The 16,485-nt window shown below is 69.3% G+C and carries 22 protein-coding genes and 1 pseudogene; 11 read left to right on the top strand and 12 right to left on the bottom strand.

What is annotated here, in order from left to right:
- Window positions 1-100: 100 nt before the first annotated feature.
- A complete protein-coding gene (locus M1M07_RS15990; RefSeq protein WP_006935908.1) occupies window positions 101-310 on the bottom strand; it encodes a BldC family transcriptional regulator in 210 nt (69 codons plus the stop codon).
- Window positions 311-514: 204 nt separating this feature from the next.
- Between M1M07_RS15990 and M1M07_RS15985 the strand changes: the two genes are divergently transcribed.
- From M1M07_RS15985 to M1M07_RS15970, 4 genes are all read left to right on the top strand, one after another.
- Window positions 515-850, top strand: coding sequence for a DUF4229 domain-containing protein (locus M1M07_RS15985; protein WP_197250567.1), 336 nt, complete (start codon window positions 515-517; stop codon window positions 848-850).
- Window positions 847-1,950 (top strand): PLP-dependent cysteine synthase family protein, encoded by a 1,104-nt coding sequence (locus M1M07_RS15980; protein ID WP_197250566.1) that lies wholly within the window; start codon window positions 847-849, stop codon window positions 1,948-1,950. The genes M1M07_RS15985 and M1M07_RS15980 overlap by 4 nt, the downstream gene beginning before the upstream one ends.
- A gap of 91 nt (window positions 1,951-2,041) precedes the next feature.
- A complete protein-coding gene (locus M1M07_RS15975; protein ID WP_248674858.1) occupies window positions 2,042-2,779 on the top strand; it encodes a 1-acyl-sn-glycerol-3-phosphate acyltransferase in 738 nt (245 codons plus the stop codon).
- 58 nt (window positions 2,780-2,837) lie between these two features.
- Window positions 2,838-3,338: an NUDIX domain-containing protein gene (locus tag M1M07_RS15970; protein ID WP_197250564.1), complete on the top strand. Its 501-nt coding sequence runs from the start codon at window positions 2,838-2,840 to the stop codon at window positions 3,336-3,338.
- A gap of 91 nt (window positions 3,339-3,429) precedes the next feature.
- Here the strand turns inward: M1M07_RS15970 and M1M07_RS15965 are convergent, their stop codons facing one another.
- On the bottom strand, window positions 3,430-4,902 hold the full coding sequence (locus tag M1M07_RS15965) for an MFS transporter (protein WP_197250563.1): 1,473 nt from the start codon (window positions 4,900-4,902) through the stop codon (window positions 3,430-3,432).
- An 87-nt stretch (window positions 4,903-4,989) separates the two neighbouring features.
- Here M1M07_RS15965 and M1M07_RS15960 point away from each other — a divergent pair, with 87 nt between their 5' ends.
- From M1M07_RS15960 to M1M07_RS15945, 4 genes are all read left to right on the top strand, one after another.
- Window positions 4,990-5,490 carry a MarR family winged helix-turn-helix transcriptional regulator gene (locus M1M07_RS15960; protein WP_248674857.1) on the top strand — a complete coding sequence of 167 codons (501 nt, stop codon included), beginning with the start codon at window positions 4,990-4,992 and terminating at the stop codon, window positions 5,488-5,490.
- Between the two features lie 95 nt (window positions 5,491-5,585).
- Window positions 5,586-5,801 carry an HTH domain-containing protein gene (locus tag M1M07_RS15955; protein WP_197250562.1) on the top strand — a complete coding sequence of 72 codons (216 nt, stop codon included), beginning with the start codon at window positions 5,586-5,588 and terminating at the stop codon, window positions 5,799-5,801.
- A gap of 5 nt (window positions 5,802-5,806) precedes the next feature.
- The gene (locus tag M1M07_RS15950; protein ID WP_197250561.1) at window positions 5,807-6,361 is read left to right on the top strand and encodes a Clp protease N-terminal domain-containing protein; all 555 of its coding nucleotides are present in this window, start codon (window positions 5,807-5,809) and stop codon (window positions 6,359-6,361) included.
- 53 nt (window positions 6,362-6,414) lie between these two features.
- Window positions 6,415-6,804, top strand: a complete 390-nt coding sequence (locus M1M07_RS15945) for a phage holin family protein (protein WP_197250560.1) — start codon at window positions 6,415-6,417, stop codon at window positions 6,802-6,804.
- A 42-nt stretch (window positions 6,805-6,846) separates the two neighbouring features.
- Here the strand turns inward: M1M07_RS15945 and M1M07_RS15940 are convergent, their stop codons facing one another.
- From M1M07_RS15940 to M1M07_RS15900, 9 genes and pseudogenes are all read right to left on the bottom strand, one after another.
- Window positions 6,847-7,716 carry a 1,4-dihydroxy-2-naphthoate polyprenyltransferase gene (locus M1M07_RS15940; RefSeq protein ID WP_197250559.1) on the bottom strand — a complete coding sequence of 290 codons (870 nt, stop codon included), beginning with the start codon at window positions 7,714-7,716 and terminating at the stop codon, window positions 6,847-6,849.
- 28 nt (window positions 7,717-7,744) lie between these two features.
- A complete protein-coding gene (gene menE / locus M1M07_RS15935) occupies window positions 7,745-8,893 on the bottom strand; it encodes an o-succinylbenzoate--CoA ligase (RefSeq protein WP_248674856.1) in 1,149 nt (382 codons plus the stop codon).
- Window positions 8,890-9,189 carry a DUF3349 domain-containing protein gene (locus M1M07_RS15930; protein WP_197250558.1) on the bottom strand — a complete coding sequence of 100 codons (300 nt, stop codon included), beginning with the start codon at window positions 9,187-9,189 and terminating at the stop codon, window positions 8,890-8,892. Before M1M07_RS15930 ends, menE begins: the two co-directional genes overlap by 4 nt.
- A gap of 290 nt (window positions 9,190-9,479) precedes the next feature.
- A pseudogene (locus tag M1M07_RS15925) lies at window positions 9,480-9,770 on the bottom strand (DUF3349 domain-containing protein); the annotation flags it as partial.
- Between the two features lie 23 nt (window positions 9,771-9,793).
- Complete coding sequence (locus tag M1M07_RS15920; RefSeq protein WP_197250557.1) at window positions 9,794-10,057, bottom strand: hypothetical protein; 264 nt, start codon at window positions 10,055-10,057, stop codon at window positions 9,794-9,796.
- Window positions 10,054-11,262, bottom strand: coding sequence for an inorganic phosphate transporter (locus M1M07_RS15915; protein ID WP_248674855.1), 1,209 nt, complete (start codon window positions 11,260-11,262; stop codon window positions 10,054-10,056). The genes M1M07_RS15920 and M1M07_RS15915 overlap by 4 nt, the downstream gene beginning before the upstream one ends.
- A gap of 211 nt (window positions 11,263-11,473) precedes the next feature.
- Entirely contained in the window at window positions 11,474-11,854 is a 381-nt protein-coding gene (locus tag M1M07_RS15910; RefSeq protein WP_197250556.1) for a VOC family protein, read from the bottom strand.
- Window positions 11,855-11,871: 17 nt separating this feature from the next.
- Window positions 11,872-12,318 (bottom strand): hypothetical protein, encoded by a 447-nt coding sequence (locus M1M07_RS15905; protein ID WP_197250555.1) that lies wholly within the window; start codon window positions 12,316-12,318, stop codon window positions 11,872-11,874.
- 104 nt (window positions 12,319-12,422) lie between these two features.
- The gene (locus tag M1M07_RS15900; RefSeq protein WP_197250554.1) at window positions 12,423-13,316 is read right to left on the bottom strand and encodes a 1,4-dihydroxy-2-naphthoyl-CoA synthase; all 894 of its coding nucleotides are present in this window, start codon (window positions 13,314-13,316) and stop codon (window positions 12,423-12,425) included.
- 64 nt (window positions 13,317-13,380) lie between these two features.
- Here M1M07_RS15900 and M1M07_RS15895 point away from each other — a divergent pair, with 64 nt between their 5' ends.
- From M1M07_RS15895 to M1M07_RS15885, 3 genes are all read left to right on the top strand, one after another.
- A complete protein-coding gene (locus M1M07_RS15895) occupies window positions 13,381-14,019 on the top strand; it encodes a PaaI family thioesterase (protein ID WP_197250553.1) in 639 nt (212 codons plus the stop codon).
- Complete coding sequence (locus M1M07_RS15890; protein WP_307845992.1) at window positions 14,016-15,014, top strand: o-succinylbenzoate synthase; 999 nt, start codon at window positions 14,016-14,018, stop codon at window positions 15,012-15,014. Before M1M07_RS15895 ends, M1M07_RS15890 begins: the two co-directional genes overlap by 4 nt.
- An 85-nt stretch (window positions 15,015-15,099) precedes the next feature.
- On the top strand, window positions 15,100-15,540 hold the full coding sequence (locus tag M1M07_RS15885; RefSeq protein WP_197250552.1) for a hypothetical protein: 441 nt from the start codon (window positions 15,100-15,102) through the stop codon (window positions 15,538-15,540).
- A gap of 74 nt (window positions 15,541-15,614) precedes the next feature.
- Here the strand turns inward: M1M07_RS15885 and M1M07_RS15880 are convergent, their stop codons facing one another.
- Window positions 15,615-16,472, bottom strand: a complete 858-nt coding sequence (locus tag M1M07_RS15880; protein WP_248674854.1) for a siderophore-interacting protein — start codon at window positions 16,470-16,472, stop codon at window positions 15,615-15,617.
- Window positions 16,473-16,485: the final 13 nt, after the last annotated feature.

Raw genomic sequence — 16,485 nt, 5'->3', positions numbered from 1 at the left:
ACACGGTCAGGCGTCCCCGACGCCCCCGGCGACCCGAGGTGCCGGGTTCGTCCGAAAGGTCGGAATGCGACTCTCGGTGTGGTGTCGAGAAGAGGTGCTGTCAGCGGGTCGCCTCGGTGGTGAGCGAGCGGAGCAACGCCAGGACCTCCGATTCCCGGAAGCGGCGATGTCCGCCCGGGGTGCGCAGGGAGCCCAACCGGCCGGCGTGGGCCCACCGGGTCACGGTCTTGGGATCCACGTGGAAGAGGGCGGCGACCTGACCGGGCGTCAGCAGAGATTCCTTGGCGCCGTTGAAAGCGGGTGCACTCATTGCTGTAGTCCTCCGGGTGTTTCGTCGTGATCGGGTGATTCGATCGGTTGTTCCCAGCCATGTTGACACCGAAACCCCTGGTTGCTCGAACGGTCTACGGTTGGTAAAGCGGAAGTAATAGACAAAACGGACGTTTTGTCTTCCGTCCCGGAGGGGGACGCGGCACGAAAATTCGGGGCTGCCGCGGACGGCTACCCTGGATGCGTGAACGACGCAGCCGCCAACCGCCCCGACCAGGACCGACCGACCGCCACCGGCAAGGGAGCACTCGCCCGCGACGTGGTCGTGTACTCGCTCGCCCGGATGCTGCTGGTTCTCGTGCTCGCAGTCCTGATCCTCTACGTTCCGCGCTCCTTCGGGGTGGAAATCCCGCTCCTCATCGCGGCCCTGTTCGCGGTCCTCATCGCGATGCCGCTGTCGCTCGTGCTGTTCGCGCCGCTGCGGCGGCGGGTGAACGCGGGCATCGCCGACGTCGACGCCCGCCGTCGCGCCGAACGAGCCGACCTCGAGGCCCGCCTGCGCGGCCGGGACGGCAAGTGACCGAACCCGGCGAGCCGGTCGTCGTCGACAACAGCGCGCCGCGGGACTGGGTCGACAACGCGATCCGGCTCATCGAGGCCGACGCGCAGCGCAGCGCGGACACGCATCTGCTCCGGTACCCCCTGCCCGCGGACTGGGGCATCCAGCTCTACCTCAAGGACGAGTCCACCCACATCACCGGCAGCCTCAAACACCGGCTCGCGCGGTCGCTGTTCCTCTACGGGCTGTGCAACGGCTGGATCCGGGAGGACACCCCGATCGTCGAGGCGTCCTCCGGATCGACCGCGGTCAGTGAGGCGTACTTCGCGAACCTGCTGGGACTGGACTTCGTCGCGGTGGTCCCACGCAGCACCAGCGCCGCGAAGGTCGCGCTGATCGAGGCGCAGGGCGGGCGCTGCCATTACATCGACCGGCCCCCGGAGATCTACTCCGAGGCCCAGCGCCTCGCCACCGAGCTCGGCGGCCACTACATGGACCAGTTCACCCACGCCGAGCGCGCCACCGACTGGCGCGGCAACAACAACATCGCCCAGTCGATCTTCGCGCAGCTGCAGCTCGAGGAACATCCGGTGCCGGAGTGGATCGTCGTCGGCGCGGGCACCGGCGGCACCAGCGCCACGATCGGCCGCTACCTGCGGTACCAGCGTCATCGCAGCCGGCTCGCGGTTGTGGACCCGGAGAACTCCGCCTTCTTCGGCGGCTATGCCACCGGATCGGCCGACTACACGACGGGGATGCCGTCCCGCATCGAGGGCATCGGACGGCCGCGCGTCGAACCGTCGTTCGTCGGCCAGGTCGTCGACCGGATGATCCGCGTCCCCGACGCCGCGTCCATCGCCGCGGCACGGCACGCGAGCGAGGTCCTCGGCCGGCGCGTCGGTGGGTCGACCGGCACCAACCTGTGGGGTGCGTTCGGGCTCGTCGCCGAGATGCTCGCCGAGGGTCGCCGCGGCAGCGTCGTGACCCTGCTGTGCGACGGTGGGGAACGCTACGCGCAGACCTACTACTCCGACGAGTGGGTCGCGGCCGAAGGCCTGGATCTGACCGGCCCGGCCGAGACCCTGGAGCTGTTCGCGAAGACCGGGAGCTGGGCTCCCTGACACTGTGCGGCTCCGCCGCCCGTGTGCCTTAATGGCGGCTGGGACCGCCACATAGGCACACCGGCCGAAGGCACCCGCGTACCGTGGACGCATGGATCGCCCCGAGGTGACCCTGGCGAACGCCGACGCCGTCTACGACTTCTACCGCGACCACCGGCAGCCCCGCCTGCTCGCCCTGGCCGCCTACGCGATGCTCGCGGCCCGCTACCGGCCCCGCGTCAACTATCGAGGCGGGGCCCGCGATGCGCTGCGCGCGGTGATCGCGGACGGCACGCCTCTGGTGATCGTCGCGAATCACCTCACCTACAGCGACCAGTACACCCTTGCCGCCACCGCATGGCGGTCCCCGCTGCGCACGCTGATCGGCCGCACCCGGGTGCTGGCGAAGGACGAACTGTTCCGCGAGCCGCGACAGCGTCGCGAGGTCGACATGATGGGCGGTATCCCGGTGTTCCGCGCGAAGAACTACGGGGTGCGGGCCGCCGCCGAGGCGGGCCGCCGCATGATGGATGTCGCTGCGCTGCGCCTGAGCAGGGGTGATTCGCTGGCGATCTTCCCGGAGGGAACGTGCAACACCGTCGACCTGGCCCGGGTGCAGGCAATGGGCACCGGCATCGGCCACATCGTGCGCCGCGCCGACGGGCTCGGCGCGAAACCGGCGCTGGTGACCGTCGGCATCTGCTACGGACCGGACAACGATCCCCGGAAACCCGCGAGCGTCTTCATCACCCAGCCGGTACTCGGGCTCACCGGCACTCCGCGGGAGGTCACCCACCGGGTCGCGGAGGAACTGCAGCGGGCGGTCGACGGCGCCGTCGCACGCTATTGACGCCGCCGTACGGTATCCACATCGCACGGTTTCCACACGGAGTCGGGGAGGGACGGCCATGGCGGTGACGAGCGCGGGTCTGCTGCTGTACCGCATCGATCCGTCGGGCCTGCTCACCGTGTGGCTCGTTCATCCCGGCGGTCCGTTCTGGAAGGGGAAGGACGAGGCGGCGTGGTCGATCCCGAAGGGGGAGTACACCGCGGACGAGGATCCCCTCGTCGTGGCACTGCGCGAATTCGAGGAGGAGTGCGGATTCCCGGCCCCGGAGGTGCCGACCTCGCTCCTGGGGAGGTTCCGGCAGCCCTCCGGCAAGGTCGTCACCGTGTACGTGGGTGAGGCCGACGAGGACGCCGAGGGCTTCGCGTTCGTCCGCAGCAACACGTTCGAACTCGAATGGCCGCCGCGGTCGGGACGGCTCCAGGAGTTCCCCGAGGTCGACGACGCCCGCTGGGTCACGCTGCCCGTGGCGGAATCCGCGCTGGTGAAGGGGCAGCGGCCGATCTTGGGGGCGCTCCGGGAGTATCTCGACGAAGCCGGACGGGTGTACCGGACCGGCTGATACGCGACGGGCGCCCCGCTGCCCCAGTTCGAGGGGTGAGGGAGGCGCCCGTCGTGTGCCGTGGTGGGTGCATGAAGCCGACCCGTCCGGGTCAGGCGTGGGCCGGAACGGCCTCCTGATCCGGGGTGCTCGGCTCGGCCGGGGCCTGCTTGGTGCGGGCCGGGACGAGCAGTGCGACCAGGGCGCCGGCCAGGGCTGCACCCGCACCGACGAACAGGCAGAGGTGGAACGCGGACTCGGTCGGGATCGAGTGGCCCCCCAGGTCCATGGTCTTGCTGGTGAGCACGGCTGCCATGACGGCGCCGGCCACGGTGGTGCCGACCGAGCGCATCAGCGAGTTGACACCCACGCTCGAACCGGCCTCCTCCATCGGGACGTTGTCCAGGATGAGGGTCGGGAAGGCGGCGTAGCCGATGCCGACGCCGGCGGAGGAGATGACGACGCTGACCATCAGCTTCCACGGCGCGTCCATCATGACGGCGCCGAAGACATAGCCGCAGGCCACGATCGTGGCGCCGATGGCCAGGGTGAGGCGGGCGCCGATGGCGGACATCAGCCTCGCGGAGATCGGGGCGAAGATCATCATCATCAGGCCACCGGGGAACATCCACAGGCCGGCCTGGAGGATCGTCTGTCCGAGGCCGTAGCCGGTGCGCTCGTCCATCTGCAGGAGCTGCGGCACGACGATCGAGGACGCCATCATGCCGAAGCCGATCAGGATGGCGGCGATATTGGTGAAGAGGACCGGACGGTGGCCCATGGTGCGCAGGTCGACCAGCGGGTCGTGGTGACGCAGCTCGAAGACACCGAAGAGGACCAGGACGATCGCGCCGCCGATGATGCAGCCCCAGGTGGTGCTGCTGCCCCAGCCCCAGGTCGAGCCCTTCGAGACGCCGACGAGCAGTGAGACGAGGCCGACTGCCAGGAGCAGGACGCCGACGTAGTCGAGGCGGGCCGGGTGGGTGTCCTGGGTGGCCGGGACGACCAGTGCGGTGGCCACGAGGACGATGATCGCCAGGGCGCTGGAGACGTAGAACAGCGCGTGCCAGTCGAAGGTCTGGGCGATCCAGGCCGACAGCGGCAGACCGATGGCGCCGCCCACACCGAGGGTGGCGGAGACGGTGGCGACCGCGGTGCCCTGCTTCTCCTTCGGGGCCAGCTCACGGACGGCCGAGATGGCCACCGGGATGTAACCCATCGCGATACCCTGCAGCGCGCGACCGACGAGGAACGGCACGAGGCCGGAACCCAGTGCGCAGAGCAGCGAGGCGACGACGAGCACGGCAGCAGAGCCGACCATGACGCGTTTCTTGCCGTACATGTCGGCGAGGCGGCCGGTGACCGGCATCGAGACGCCGGCGGCCAGCAAAGTGGCGGTGATCGCCCACGACGCGTTGGCGACCGTGGTGTTCAGCAGTTCGGGCAGTTCGGACTGGATCGGGATGACCAGCGACTGCATGAGTGCTCCGGCCAGGGAACCGAAGCACAGGGTGATGATGACGGCGGTGGCGCGGCTCGACGAGATGAGCGGTGCCGGCGCGCTCTTCGCGGCGGTGGTGTCCATGAGTTCCTGACGTAACGAGATATGTAAGTTACATATTTAGATGTGTAGAATACACATGTCCGCGGGTGAAGAAGTACTCGAATAGGGGTGGTTCCTATCACAGGCCTGGTCGATTCGGTGCGCGCGATGCCCGAGTGGGCACTCGTCGTGGCGACCTCACGTTTCGAACGAGGACAGCGCGCCGCGCAGTCGTTGAATCAGCTCAACGCTGCCGACAACCGCCTGCTGTGGTTGCTCACCACGCAGGGGCCACAGACGATGCGCCAGGTGGCCGAGGCTCTCGGGCTGGAACAGTCCACGGTGAACCGTCAGGTCCACGCCGCCCTGGCCCGCGGCCTGGTCGAGCGCCTGGACCAGGCCGGCGGCGGGGCCAAGACCCTGAAAGCCACCGCCGAGGGCCGGGGCATGTTCGAAACCGAACTCGCACGCAAGATGACGATCTTCGCGGCCGCGCTGGACGCGCTCCCAGCGGACGCGCGCGACGACTTCGTCCGGAACCTCGAAGTCTTCACCGAGGCCTACGCCGAGGCGGCCGAGCGGCAGGTGCAGTGCGAGGGTGACCGTTCCGGCGACGCGGTCTCCGGGTGATCGGGCGGCGTTCGCCCGAGTTTCGCGTGGGCGGAATCGGCAACGAATCGTCAACATTCGTTGACACGGTGGGGTTGTCAACCTAGATTGACAACATGAGCGAAGCAACGGCGCTCGCCGCATCCGCCGCCAGCCCCGATCCCGCCGAAGGGCTACGGGCAGTACGTGCGCTGCGGCGACTGCTCGAACGACTCGAAGAGATCCAGGTCGAGAACGCCCGCACCCAGGGCTGGTCCTGGCAGGCCATCGCCGACGAACTCGAGGTGAGCCGGCAGGCCGTCCACCAGAAGTACAACCGGAAGCGCAGGTGACCGCGATGTTCGAACGATTCACCGACAGCGCCCGTGCCGCTGTCGTCGACGCCCAGGCCCAGGCCCGAGCGCTCGACGCGACCGAAATCCGCCCGGAGCACCTCCTGCTCGGAGTGCTCGCGACCGCCGACCGATCGCTGCGCGCGCAACTGGCCGGTGTCGGACTCACCGGCGACGCCGTCTTCGCCGACCTCGAAGCCGCAGACGGCGTGCTCGGACCGGACGACGCCGACGCCCTCGAAAGCATCGGCATCGACCTCGACGCCATCCGCGAACGACTCGAGAGCACCTTCGGAGAAGGGATCCTCGACCGCCGATCGCCCGCTGCAGGACGCCCGGGCCGGTGGGGCCACATGCCATTCGCCCGCGGCGCCAAGAAGTCGCTGGAACTGGCCCTGCGCGAAGCCATTGCCCGGCGAGAGCGATCCATCACCGCCGAACACCTGCTCCTCGGGATCCTGCGCTCCGACGACCCGACCGCGCTCGGGCTGATCGAAAAGCACATCACGCGCGGGGACCTGCGGCAACTACTTGCCGCGCGCCTCGACCGCGCTGCCTGATCGCCCCGCCGGTCCCACCCGCCACAGCGGCCGACGTGTGTAACAGTGGCGGTATGACATCACTGATCCTGCGATTGGTCATCAACGCCATCGGGCTATGGCTCGCCGCCACGCTCATCGACGGCGTCCGGATCGGCGCGATGGAAGGCGAGGACGGGCTCACCGGCCGCACCGTTCTGGCTCTGCTGGTGCTCGCCGTGATCTTCACGATCGTCAACGCCCTCGTGAAGCCGTTCGTCAAGCTGCTGTCGCTGCCGCTGCTGATCCTGACCCTCGGACTGTTCACCCTGGTCATCAACGCGTTGATGCTGTGGCTGACCTCGTGGATCAGCTCGTTCACCGACTACGGCCTGACCCTGAGCGGATTCTGGGCGGCCGTGTGGGGCGCCCTGATCATCTCCATCGTCAATCTCGTGCTCGGCGCGTTCGTGCCCGGCGACTGACCGCCACCGCGCCGCGCCCCCGCCGGAGGCCGAGCCGAATGCTCAGCCGAACGCGAGGGCCGGCGCGGTCGCCACCGCCCACACCAGCATGGCGAGCCCCGAATCCTGCAACGCCGGGATCAGGCTCTTGCCCAGACCTCCGGCGCGGACCGGGGCGTGGGCGCGCACGGCGAACGGCACGGCGAGCAGACCCGCCAGGGCCCACGGTGTCACCGCGACCAGCGCGAGGGACGCGACGAACGGCACCACGACCAGAATCAGATGCAGCGTGCGGGTGCGCGGATCGCCGAGCCGCACCGCCAGCGTGCGCTTGCCGCTGACCGTGTCGGTCGGGATGTCCCGGAGGTTGTTCGTCACCAGCACGGCCGTCGACAACGACCCGACCGCGACCGCGCAGGCCAGACCTGCCCAGGTCACCCGGCCGGCCTGCACGAACTGCGTGCCGAGCACCGCGACGAGACCGAAGAACACGAACACCGCGACCTCACCGAAGCCGGCGTAGCCGTACGGGTTGCGGCCACCGGTGTAGTACCAGGCGCCGACGATGCACACCGCGCCGACGAGGATCAGCCACCACGCGCTCGTCGCCGCCAGCACGAGGCCCGCGACCGCGCCGATCCCGAAGCACACGAACGCCGCGCGCTTGACGCTCGCCGGTGAGGCCAGACCCGAACCCACCAGGCGCAGCGGACCGACCCGATCGTCGTCGGTACCGCGGATACCGTCCGAATAGTCGTTCGCGAAGTTCACCCCGATGACGAGGGGCAACGCCACACACAACGCCAGCAGCGCCTTCCACCACACCGCGCCGTCGATGGCGGCGGCGGCGCCGGTACCGGCGACGACCGGAGCGATCGCATTGGGGAGGGTGCGCGGGCGGGCGCCTTCGAGCCATTGACCTGCGGTTGCCATGGATCGATCTTTGCACCCTGCCCGGTGGTCAGGAGAATCGGGCGACGAGCGCGCGGCGATCGACCTTGCCCGGTCCCCGCAGCGGCAGGGCGTCGACGACGTGCAGTTCGCGCGGAGCGGCGGTGCGGTCGAGTGTCGCGGCGACGTGGTCGCGCAACTCGTCGAGAGCGGGGGAGCAGCCGGGTGTCGCGACCACGACGGCGGCCACGCGCTGCCCCAGGCGGGCGTCGGGCAGGCCGATCACCGCGACCTCCCGCACCGAGGGATGCTCGATCAGGACCGCTTCGACGACCTGCGGCACGACGGTGAGCCCGCCCGTCGACAGGGCTTCGTCGAGCCGGCCCAGGATGCGGAGCACCCCGTCGTCGAGGATCCCGGCGTCGTCGGTCCGGAACCAGCCGGGAGTGGCGAACCCGGGATGGTCGGGCAGGCCGCGGTACCCGGACGCGAGGGTCGCGCCGCCGAGCCACACCCGCGATTCGGCGTCGACCCGAACGTCCACCCCGGTCAGCGGCACCCCGTCGTACACGCAGCCGCCGCACGTCTCGCTCATCCCGTAGGTGCGCACGACCGTGATGCCGGCCTCGCGGGCGCGGCGCAGCACCGGCGCCGGGGTCGCGGCACCGCCGAGCAGGATCGCGTCGAGTCGGGCCGCGGCGCGCGTGGCCTCCGGATGCTCGAGGGTCTTGATCAGCTGGGTCGGCACCATCGACGAATACCGCCGCGGCCCGTCCATCGCGGCGACCGCCGCGGGAAGCGCTGCCGGATCGAATCCGTTCGCGACGTCCACCACGACCGGATCGGTGCCCGACAGCAGGCTGCGCAGCAGCACCTGCATTCCTGCGATGTGGTGAGCGGGCAGCGCGAGGAGCCACGATCCGGTTCCACCGATCCGCTCGTGCGTGGCGTCCCCGCTGGCACGTAGGGCCGCCGCCGTCAGCTCGGCGCCCTTCGGGGTTCCGGTGGTGCCGGACGTCGCCATCACCAGCCCGATGCCGTCGTCGATCGGCTCGCCGGGGCGCAGCGCGTCGGTCAGGCGGCGGGTCTCGCGCTCGTCCGCGGCGGGCACGGGCAGCAGAGCGGGACCGTCACCGTCGAGCATGCGGCGCAGCGCGGGAAGTATCGCGACGACGTCCCGCCCCGGCGGGACGGGCAGGACTTCGAGGACGTCACTCACAGGTCGCGGCCGGTGAGGGGCCAGCCCCCGGCCTCCAGGTGCTTCCGGACCCGGTCCACGTCCTGGTCGAGCGGCATCTCGTTGGTCACCTTCGTGATGAGCACCGCGATGTCGGTCTTGGTTATCGGCAGGTCGCCGGCCTCGATCAGCGCATCGGCGACCTGGTCCACCTCGTCCTCGGACAGGCGGCGGGTGAGCAACGCCAGCAGCGGAACGTAGTCCTGCTCCGGCACTCCTTCGGGGTAGCCGGCGCGGAGCCATTCGATGATCGAGGAGAGGAACGGAGGCAAGATCACGGCGCCCCTCGCGCCGGTCCGTGGGCGGCTTCTTCCTTCTCGGCCGTGCCGTCCTGGGCCGTTTCGTCCTCGGTCCTGTGGTTCCCGCTCGTGTGGTTCCCGGTCGTGTCGTTCCGGGCGGTGTCGTTCCGGGTCGTGTCGTCGGAGGCCGGGTCGTCGCCCGGGGCGGGTTCGTCGGCCACGGCGGTGTCGGGAGCGGGGGCCGCTCCGCCGGTGGCGGTGCCCTCGGTGGAAGAGGTGTTCTCGGCAGAGGCGGTGTCCTCGGCAGAGGCGGCGTCCTCGCCGGACGTCACCGGCCATCCGCCTTCGGCGAGACGTGCGGTGACCCGCTCGACATCCTCCTCCGTGGGCTCCTCGTGCAGGACCCCCGCGATGATTTGTTTGAGGGTGTCGTAGTCGACGTGACGATCGGGACGTTCGTGCGCAGTAGCGATGGACAGTTCGACGACCTGGGCGATCTCTTCGTCGGTCAGCCGTCTCCGAAGCACCGCGAGCAGCGCGAAGTGGTCCTTTGCCGGAATGCCTTCCGGGTAGCCGGCGCGCAGCCAGTCGAGGACCGAGCGGAGCGAATACTTGGACACTGGGCTTCTTTCGTGGTGTGCGATCAGAACAGGTTGATGCCGAAACTGCTGGACAGGAAGTCGGCAGTCAACAGCAGTATTCCCGCAATGATGGCAATCACAACCACAGCGAAGCAGACAATTGCACCGGCCTTGCCGATGAGGGTGGGACCGGCGTTCTCATCGGTACCGCCCGACGCCAGCGACCGCATTCCGAGGGCGAACAGTGCCGGAAGACCGGCACCGAAGATCAGTCCGACCAGCACGACCTGCCAGAGGGAACTCAGGGTGTGGACCAGGAGATTCACAGGCGCCCCTTCGACCCGGCCGGCCGCGCGTCGGGATCCGTCGACACGGTGTGGGCGCCGGAGGCGGTGCCTTTGTTTCCGCCCTCCCACTCGGCGGTGACGTTGGAGGCGTCGATCGGCTGCTTACGCGACCGCAGATACATGAACAGTGCCAGAGCGCAGAGGATCGCGAACACCACCAGGACACCGGGGAGGCCACCGATCAGGTTTGCGATGCCCCAGCAGATCGCGCCGACCAGCGCGGCCGACGGCAGCGTGATCAGCCAGGCCACGGCCATGCGCCCGGCGACACCCCAGCGGACGTCGGCCGATTTGGTGCCGAGTCCGGTGCCGAGGATCGAGCCGGTCGCGACGTGCGTGGTCGACAGCGGCAGACCGAAATGGCTGGACGTGAGGATGATGGCGGCCGACGAGGACTCCGCGGCCATGCCCTGCGGCGGGGAGATCTCGACGAGGCCCTTGCCGAGGGTGCGGATGATCCGCCAGCCACCGAGGTAGGTGCCCAGCGCGATCGCGACCGCGCAGGCGAGCTTGACCCAGAACGGCATCTCGGCGTCGGCGGTGATGGTGCCGTGGGCCACCAGCGCGAGGAAGATGACGCCCATCGTCTTCTGGGCGTCGTTGGTGCCGTGAGCCAGCGACACGAGTGACGCGGTCCCGACCTGCCCGATGCGGAAGCCGCGGGTGCGGTGATCCTCGGGAATGTCGTGGGTGAGCCGATGCACCGCCCAGGTGCCGACCGTTGCGACGAGGGCCGCGACCACCGGCGCGAGCAACGCGGGGATGATCACCTTGCCGAGCACGCCGTCCCACACGACGCCGTTGATGCCGATGGCCGCGAGTGCCGATCCGATCAGGCCGCCGAACAGGGCGTGCGACGAGCTGGAGGGCAGGCCGAACAGCCAGGTCGCGAGATTCCAGAGGATGCCGCCGACGAGGCCTGCGAAGACGATGATGAGGAGTTCCTCACCGCTGGTGCTGTCCAGATCGACGACGCCCTTCGCGACGGTCGCGGCGACCTCGACGGACAGGAATGCACCCACCAGGTTGAGGGTGGCGGAGAGCGCGACCGCGACCTTCGGCTTCAGTGCACCCGTGGCGATGGATGTGGCCATTGCGTTGCCGGTGTCGTGGAATCCGTTGGTGAAGTCGAATGCGAGGGCAGTGACGACCACTACCAGGAGGACAACAAGCTCAGCGGTCACATCTCATGATTCTGCTGTAGCGGGGAGGTAAAAGTACAGCGAAGCTCTGATGACGTCGAAGCGTTTCGAACGTGTTACACGAGGTCGCGGGAGGGTGCCGGTCGCAGCGTGTGGGAGGAGTCACTCGCCGAGCGATGTGATCTTGTTCTCATCGTTACTTTCCCGGGTGCCCCGGACCGGTCCTCGGCCCGGTTTCCCGGCACCGCCCGCGCTACCGGGTGTCGCGGCGGATCGGGTGGTCCGGGGGAATCTGCACGAGCACGATGGGGATGCCGTCGGGGTCCGCGATCCACAGTTCGTGCAACCCCCACGGTTCCTGCTTGGCCTCCCGCACGATCTCGACGCCGGCGAGAACGAGTTCCGCCTCGGCGTCGTACACGTCCCGCACCTGCAGCCAGAGGGCGCCGGCGAAGTGGGTCGGTTCGTCGGACGCGCCGTGCCCCGCGATCTCGATCAGCCCCTGCCCGGCGAAGAACACCGTGCCGCCCGGGTACTCACGGGAGATCGCGAGACCGAGCGTCTTCCCGTAGAACTCGAGCGCGGCGTCGTAGTCGCGCGGACGCAGGATCGTCCGGCTGCTCAGCACCTCCACGTTCCGGGTTCCTTCCTCTACTCGTGCGTGCCGGGGCACGATTCGTGACCTCGCCGGCCGTGGGTCCGTCGTTCCTCTTTCATCTCGGCCTCGAACAGGTGCCGGCGACCGTCGACCAGTTTGCTGCGCACGTCCGAGTCCAGAGCCCGGAACTCCGACCAGTAGCCGTCGTCGAACTCCTCGACGAGCTGGAAACTCCACCGCCCCTCGATGACGTTGCGGCCGACGAGTTCGGTGCGCACCTTCTCGGCGAGTTCGGTGTGCCCGGCGGCCTCGAGGAGATCGGCGGCGTCGCCGGCCTGCAGATCACCGCGGCCCATGAGCTGATGGAAGGCATAGAGGTGACCGCGGGCCTGTTCGATGGTTTCGAGCGCCTCGGACAGCTTGCCCACTGCCTCGATCGTCGCGTCGTCGACTCCGTCCGGCCGGGTGTGTTCGGGTGCCGGGCGCTCGCGGTCGGTCATGGACCACAGTGTGCCGGACCGGCCGGGATTCGCGACCGATTCGCCGAACGAAACGCCCGGCTTTCTCCGGTTGCTCGCCCGGAGACGAGCAACCGGAGAGGAGGTCAGAAGTACCAGGGGAACGGCGACCAATCCGGGTCGCGCTTCTCGAGGAAGCTGTCGCGACCTTCGACGGCCTCGTCCGTCATGTACGCCAGGCGGGTGGCCTCACCCGCGAACAACTGCTGCCCGACGAGTCCGTCGTCCTGCAGGTTGAACGCGTACTTGAGCATGCGCTGCGCCTGCGGGGACTTGCCGTTGATCTTGGCCGCCCACTCGAGCGCGACGTTCTCGAGCTCGTCGTGGTCGACGACCCGGTTCACCGCGCCCATCTGGTGCATCTCCTCGGCGGTGTAGGTGTCGCCGAGGAAGAAGATCTCGCGGGCGAACTTCTGCCCGACCAGCTTCGCGAGGTAAGCGCTGCCGTACCCCCCGTCGAAGCTGCCCACGTCGGCGTCGGTCTGCTTGAAGCGGGCGTGCTCGCGGGAGGCGAGGGTCAGGTCGCACGTGACGTGCAGGCTGTGCCCGCCGCCGGCGGCCCAGCCGTTGACGAGTGCGATCACGACCTTCGGCATGAACCGGATCAGCCGCTGCACCTCGAGGATGTGCAGCCGCCCGGCCCGCGCCTTGTCCACGGTGTCGGCGGTCTCGCCGCTCGCGTACTGGTAGCCGCTGCGGCCACGGATGCGCTGGTCGCCGCCCGAGCAGAATGCCCAGCCGCCGTCCTTCGGGCTCGGACCGTTGCCCGTGAGCAGAACCGCACCGACATCCGACGTCATGCGCGCGTGGTCGAGCGTCCGGTACAGCTCGTCGACGGTGTGCGGGCGGAACGCATTGCGCACCTCGGGCCGGTCGAACGCGACGCGGACGGTGCCCTGCGTGATGTGCCGGTGGTACGTGATGTCGGTGAGGTTCTCGAAGCCCGGGACCGGGCGCCACAACTCAGGATTGAAGGTCACGTCGTCACCTTAGAGGGTGGGGTTCGCCACGACCCGATCCTCGGCGGCCGATAACGTGCTCGGTATGAGCGAACAAACGGACCGGTCGGTGGACACGGAACACGAACACCACGGCGGGTTCCCCGTGTACACGCCCGTCAAGGCCGGTCCGAACTACGGGCGGCTCGTCGAAGCACTGCGGCGCCTGCAGGATCTCGCGGTCTCGACCAACCCTCCGGACGACGTGGTCGAGCAGGCGATCGCGCAGGCCGAGGCCCTCGGCGACCTCCTCGAGCCGCATCAGGTTCCGGAAGGCAAATCGCCGGCCGGGTTCAATCCGGAGCTGCCCGGCCGCGGAAGCCTGCTGCAGCCGCCGTGGCTCATCGAGAAGTTCGACGCCGAGGGCGTCCGCGAGCGCGGCACGTTCCGCCTGTTCCATCGCGGGGGGAACAACGCCGTGCACGGCGGCGTCATCCCGCTGCTGTTCGACGATCTGTTCGGCATGGTCGTGCACGCTTCCGGACATCCGATCTCCCGCACCGGCTATCTGCACGTCAACTACCGCAAGATCACCCCGATCGGAAGCGAGTTGGTCGTCGAGGGCCGGGTGGACCGGGTGGAGGGCCGCAAGATCTTCTGCTCCGCGGAGCTGCGCACACCCGACGGCACGCTGCTGTGCGACTGCGAAGCCCTCATGATCCAGTTGCTGCCCGGCCAGCCGTGACCGATCCGGTGTTGCCTCCGCTCGACCTGCCCCCGCTCGACGAGCTCCTCGCCGGCGCGGTCGTCGTGTCGCTGCCCATGCGGGTGCGGTTCCGGGGGATCACCACCCGCGAGGTCGTGCTGATCCAGGGCCCGGCCGGCTGGGGCGAGTTCGGTCCGTTCCCCGAATACGGTGACGACGAGGCCGCGCACTGGCTGCGGTCGGCGATCGAATCCGCCTGGCTCGGCGATCCCGAACCGCGCCGCACGGCGGTGCCGGTCAACGCGACCGTTCCCGCGGTCGACCCGGACCGCGTGCCCGAGATCCTGGCCAGGTTCCCCGGGGCACGGACCGCGAAGGTGAAGGTCGCCGAGAAGGGGCAGGACCTCGCGCAGGACATTGCGCGGGTGCGGGCGGTCCGCGAGCTGATCGACAACGTGCGCGTCGACGCGAACGGCGGCTGGGAGGTCGACGAGGCCGTGACCGCGCTGACCGCCCTCACCGCGGACGCGCCTCTCGAGTACGCGGAGCAGCCGTGCGCCACCGTGCCCGAACTCGTCGAGCTGCGACGCCGGCTGCCGGACGTGCCGGTTGCGGCGGACGAGAGCATCCGGCGGGCAGAGGATCCGTTGCGGGTGGTCCGCGCGGGTGGTGCCGACGTCGCTGTGGTCAAGGTCGCACCTCTCGGTGGGGCCCGGCGGCTCCTGGCCCTCGCTGCCGAGCTGGCCGAGCACGGGGTGCCCGTCGTGGTGTCGAGCGCGCTCGATTCCGCGGTCGGCATGGGCTCGGGACTGGCCGCCGCTGCAGCACTGCCGGACCTGCCGTACGCCTGTGGCCTGGGCACCGGTAACTTCTTCACAGCCGATGTGGCACCGGTGAGGGCGATGGCCGACGGGGTGATCCCGGTCGGCGCGATCGCGCCCGATCCGGCCAGGCTTGCCGAGGTGAGGGCTTCCGGCGAGCGGGTCCGGTGGTGGACGGACCGGCTCCGGCGCTGCCACGCGCTGCTCGGATAACTCGGGAGTATGTTGCAGCTGCGGCGTCGTATATCGTTCGGGCGTCCCAATGGTCACACAAGTCCCATGTATGGAGGCAGTGAAAGTGGTTGCAGCTCTGGGTGATGCTCTGCTCGGCGCCGACAAGTTCCCGGCAGTCATCGCCGATGTCGAGGCTCTGATCGATGCTGAGGTCTCGGACAAGAAGGGCGCCTCGGGTCTCGCCCTCAAGGGTGGATACGCCGCGGTGAAGAAGGTGGGACCGTCGATCGTGCCGGGTGCGATCGAAGGGCTGTTGCCCGAGTTCGTCGAGAAGATCCAGCCGTTCTGGAACGAGTTCGGCGGCAACGGATCGTTCGCCGACTTCCTCGTCGCCCGCGAGGACGAGGTCTCGAACGCGCTCCTGGGCGTGACGGACGAGCGCATCGCCGGCTCGTCCAAGACCGCCGTCAAGAAGGTGTACGACTCGCTGCGCGGGTCGGCACAGAAGCACGTCGCCGAGGCGCTGCCGCGCCTGGGTGCGCTCATCCAGAAGCACGCCGGCTGAGCTGAGCAGTAGATGCCTTTCCGGTCTCGGGGCGGGGACGGGTCCGGGAAGGCATCACCTCTTTCGTCGTCGGCTCAGTAGGCGGCCGCGCCGTGGTTCCAGTACCCGGTGAAGGTCACCGCCGACTTCGGTAGTCCGCGGTCGCGCACGAGGTGCCGCCGCACACCCGTGGCCAGCTCGGATTCACCGGCCACGAACGCATAACCCGGCCCGTCCGGCAGATCCGCCGCCCGCACCGCCTCGATCACCGCGGTGCCCGGGCGTGTGTCCGGATCCGGCCGCACGACCGTGTGCACCCGCACGTGGGGCGCGGTCTGCAGATTCTGCGCCGTGACGTCGTCCGGATCGGCGACCTCCACGAACACCTCGACCGGCATGTCGAACTCCGCCGAATCCAGGATCCCCGCCAGCGCGGGCAGGGCGCTCTCGTCGCCGACGAGAAGTTGCCACCGCGCCTCGGGAACCGGCTGATAGATGATGCCCTCGTCGAGCAGCGCCAGCTCGTCGCCGGGCCGGACGGTGTCGGCCCACACCGACGCCGGGCCCGGATCGCCGTGCGAGGCGAAGTCGATGTCGATCTCCGCGGTGTCCCCGAACCGTCCCGCGCCGGCCGGGCGGTAGCGGCGGATCGTGTAGTTGCGCAGCACCGGGCGGATGTCGGCGGGCATGGCCTGGAGCCCCGGCCACCACTGGTCGTCGTCCGCGATCGGCAGATGCAGTTCGCTCTGCCCGGCGTCCGGGAACAGCATGCGGAACCACTGGTCGAACCCCATCGGGGCGATGCTCGAGAGGCGTTCCCCGCCGACGGTGAGGCGGACGAAGGAGGGGCTGATCCGCTCGGACGCCAGCACCCGGGCGCGCACGAGTTCGCGCGTGGCCGGTTTGAGGAACTTCGAGGTCCTGCGCGCCGCGGTCCGGGCTCGATCGGCCATGTCCACCTCCTGA

This window comes from Rhodococcus sp. HM1, assembly GCF_023218075.1.
Lineage (GTDB): Bacteria > Actinomycetota > Actinomycetes > Mycobacteriales > Mycobacteriaceae > Rhodococcus.
The sequence above is the reverse complement of the archived record's forward strand: the minus strand, read 5'-3'. Positions and strand labels throughout refer to the sequence as shown.

Bases quoted from the DNA above. Each gene is read 5' to 3' on its own strand.
- M1M07_RS15990 (WP_006935908.1), bottom strand. From the start codon at position 310: ATGAGTGCACCCGCTTTCAACGGCGCCAAGGAATCTCTGCTGACGCCC.
- M1M07_RS15975 (WP_248674858.1), top strand. From the start codon at position 2,042: ATGGATCGCCCCGAGGTGACCCTGGCGAACGCCGACGCCGTCTACGAC.
- M1M07_RS15970 (WP_197250564.1), top strand. From the start codon at position 2,838: ATGGCGGTGACGAGCGCGGGTCTGCTGCTGTACCGCATCGATCCGTCG.
- M1M07_RS15965 (WP_197250563.1), bottom strand. From the start codon at position 4,902: ATGGACACCACCGCCGCGAAGAGCGCGCCGGCACCGCTCATCTCGTCG.
- M1M07_RS15955 (WP_197250562.1), top strand. From the start codon at position 5,586: ATGAGCGAAGCAACGGCGCTCGCCGCATCCGCCGCCAGCCCCGATCCC.
- M1M07_RS15950 (WP_197250561.1), top strand. From the start codon at position 5,807: ATGTTCGAACGATTCACCGACAGCGCCCGTGCCGCTGTCGTCGACGCC.
- M1M07_RS15945 (WP_197250560.1), top strand. From the start codon at position 6,415: ATGACATCACTGATCCTGCGATTGGTCATCAACGCCATCGGGCTATGG.
- M1M07_RS15940 (WP_197250559.1), bottom strand. From the start codon at position 7,716: ATGGCAACCGCAGGTCAATGGCTCGAAGGCGCCCGCCCGCGCACCCTC.
- M1M07_RS15905 (WP_197250555.1), bottom strand. From the start codon at position 12,318: ATGACCGACCGCGAGCGCCCGGCACCCGAACACACCCGGCCGGACGGA.
- M1M07_RS15895 (WP_197250553.1), top strand. From the start codon at position 13,381: ATGAGCGAACAAACGGACCGGTCGGTGGACACGGAACACGAACACCAC.
- M1M07_RS15880 (WP_248674854.1), bottom strand. From the start codon at position 16,472: ATGGCCGATCGAGCCCGGACCGCGGCGCGCAGGACCTCGAAGTTCCTC.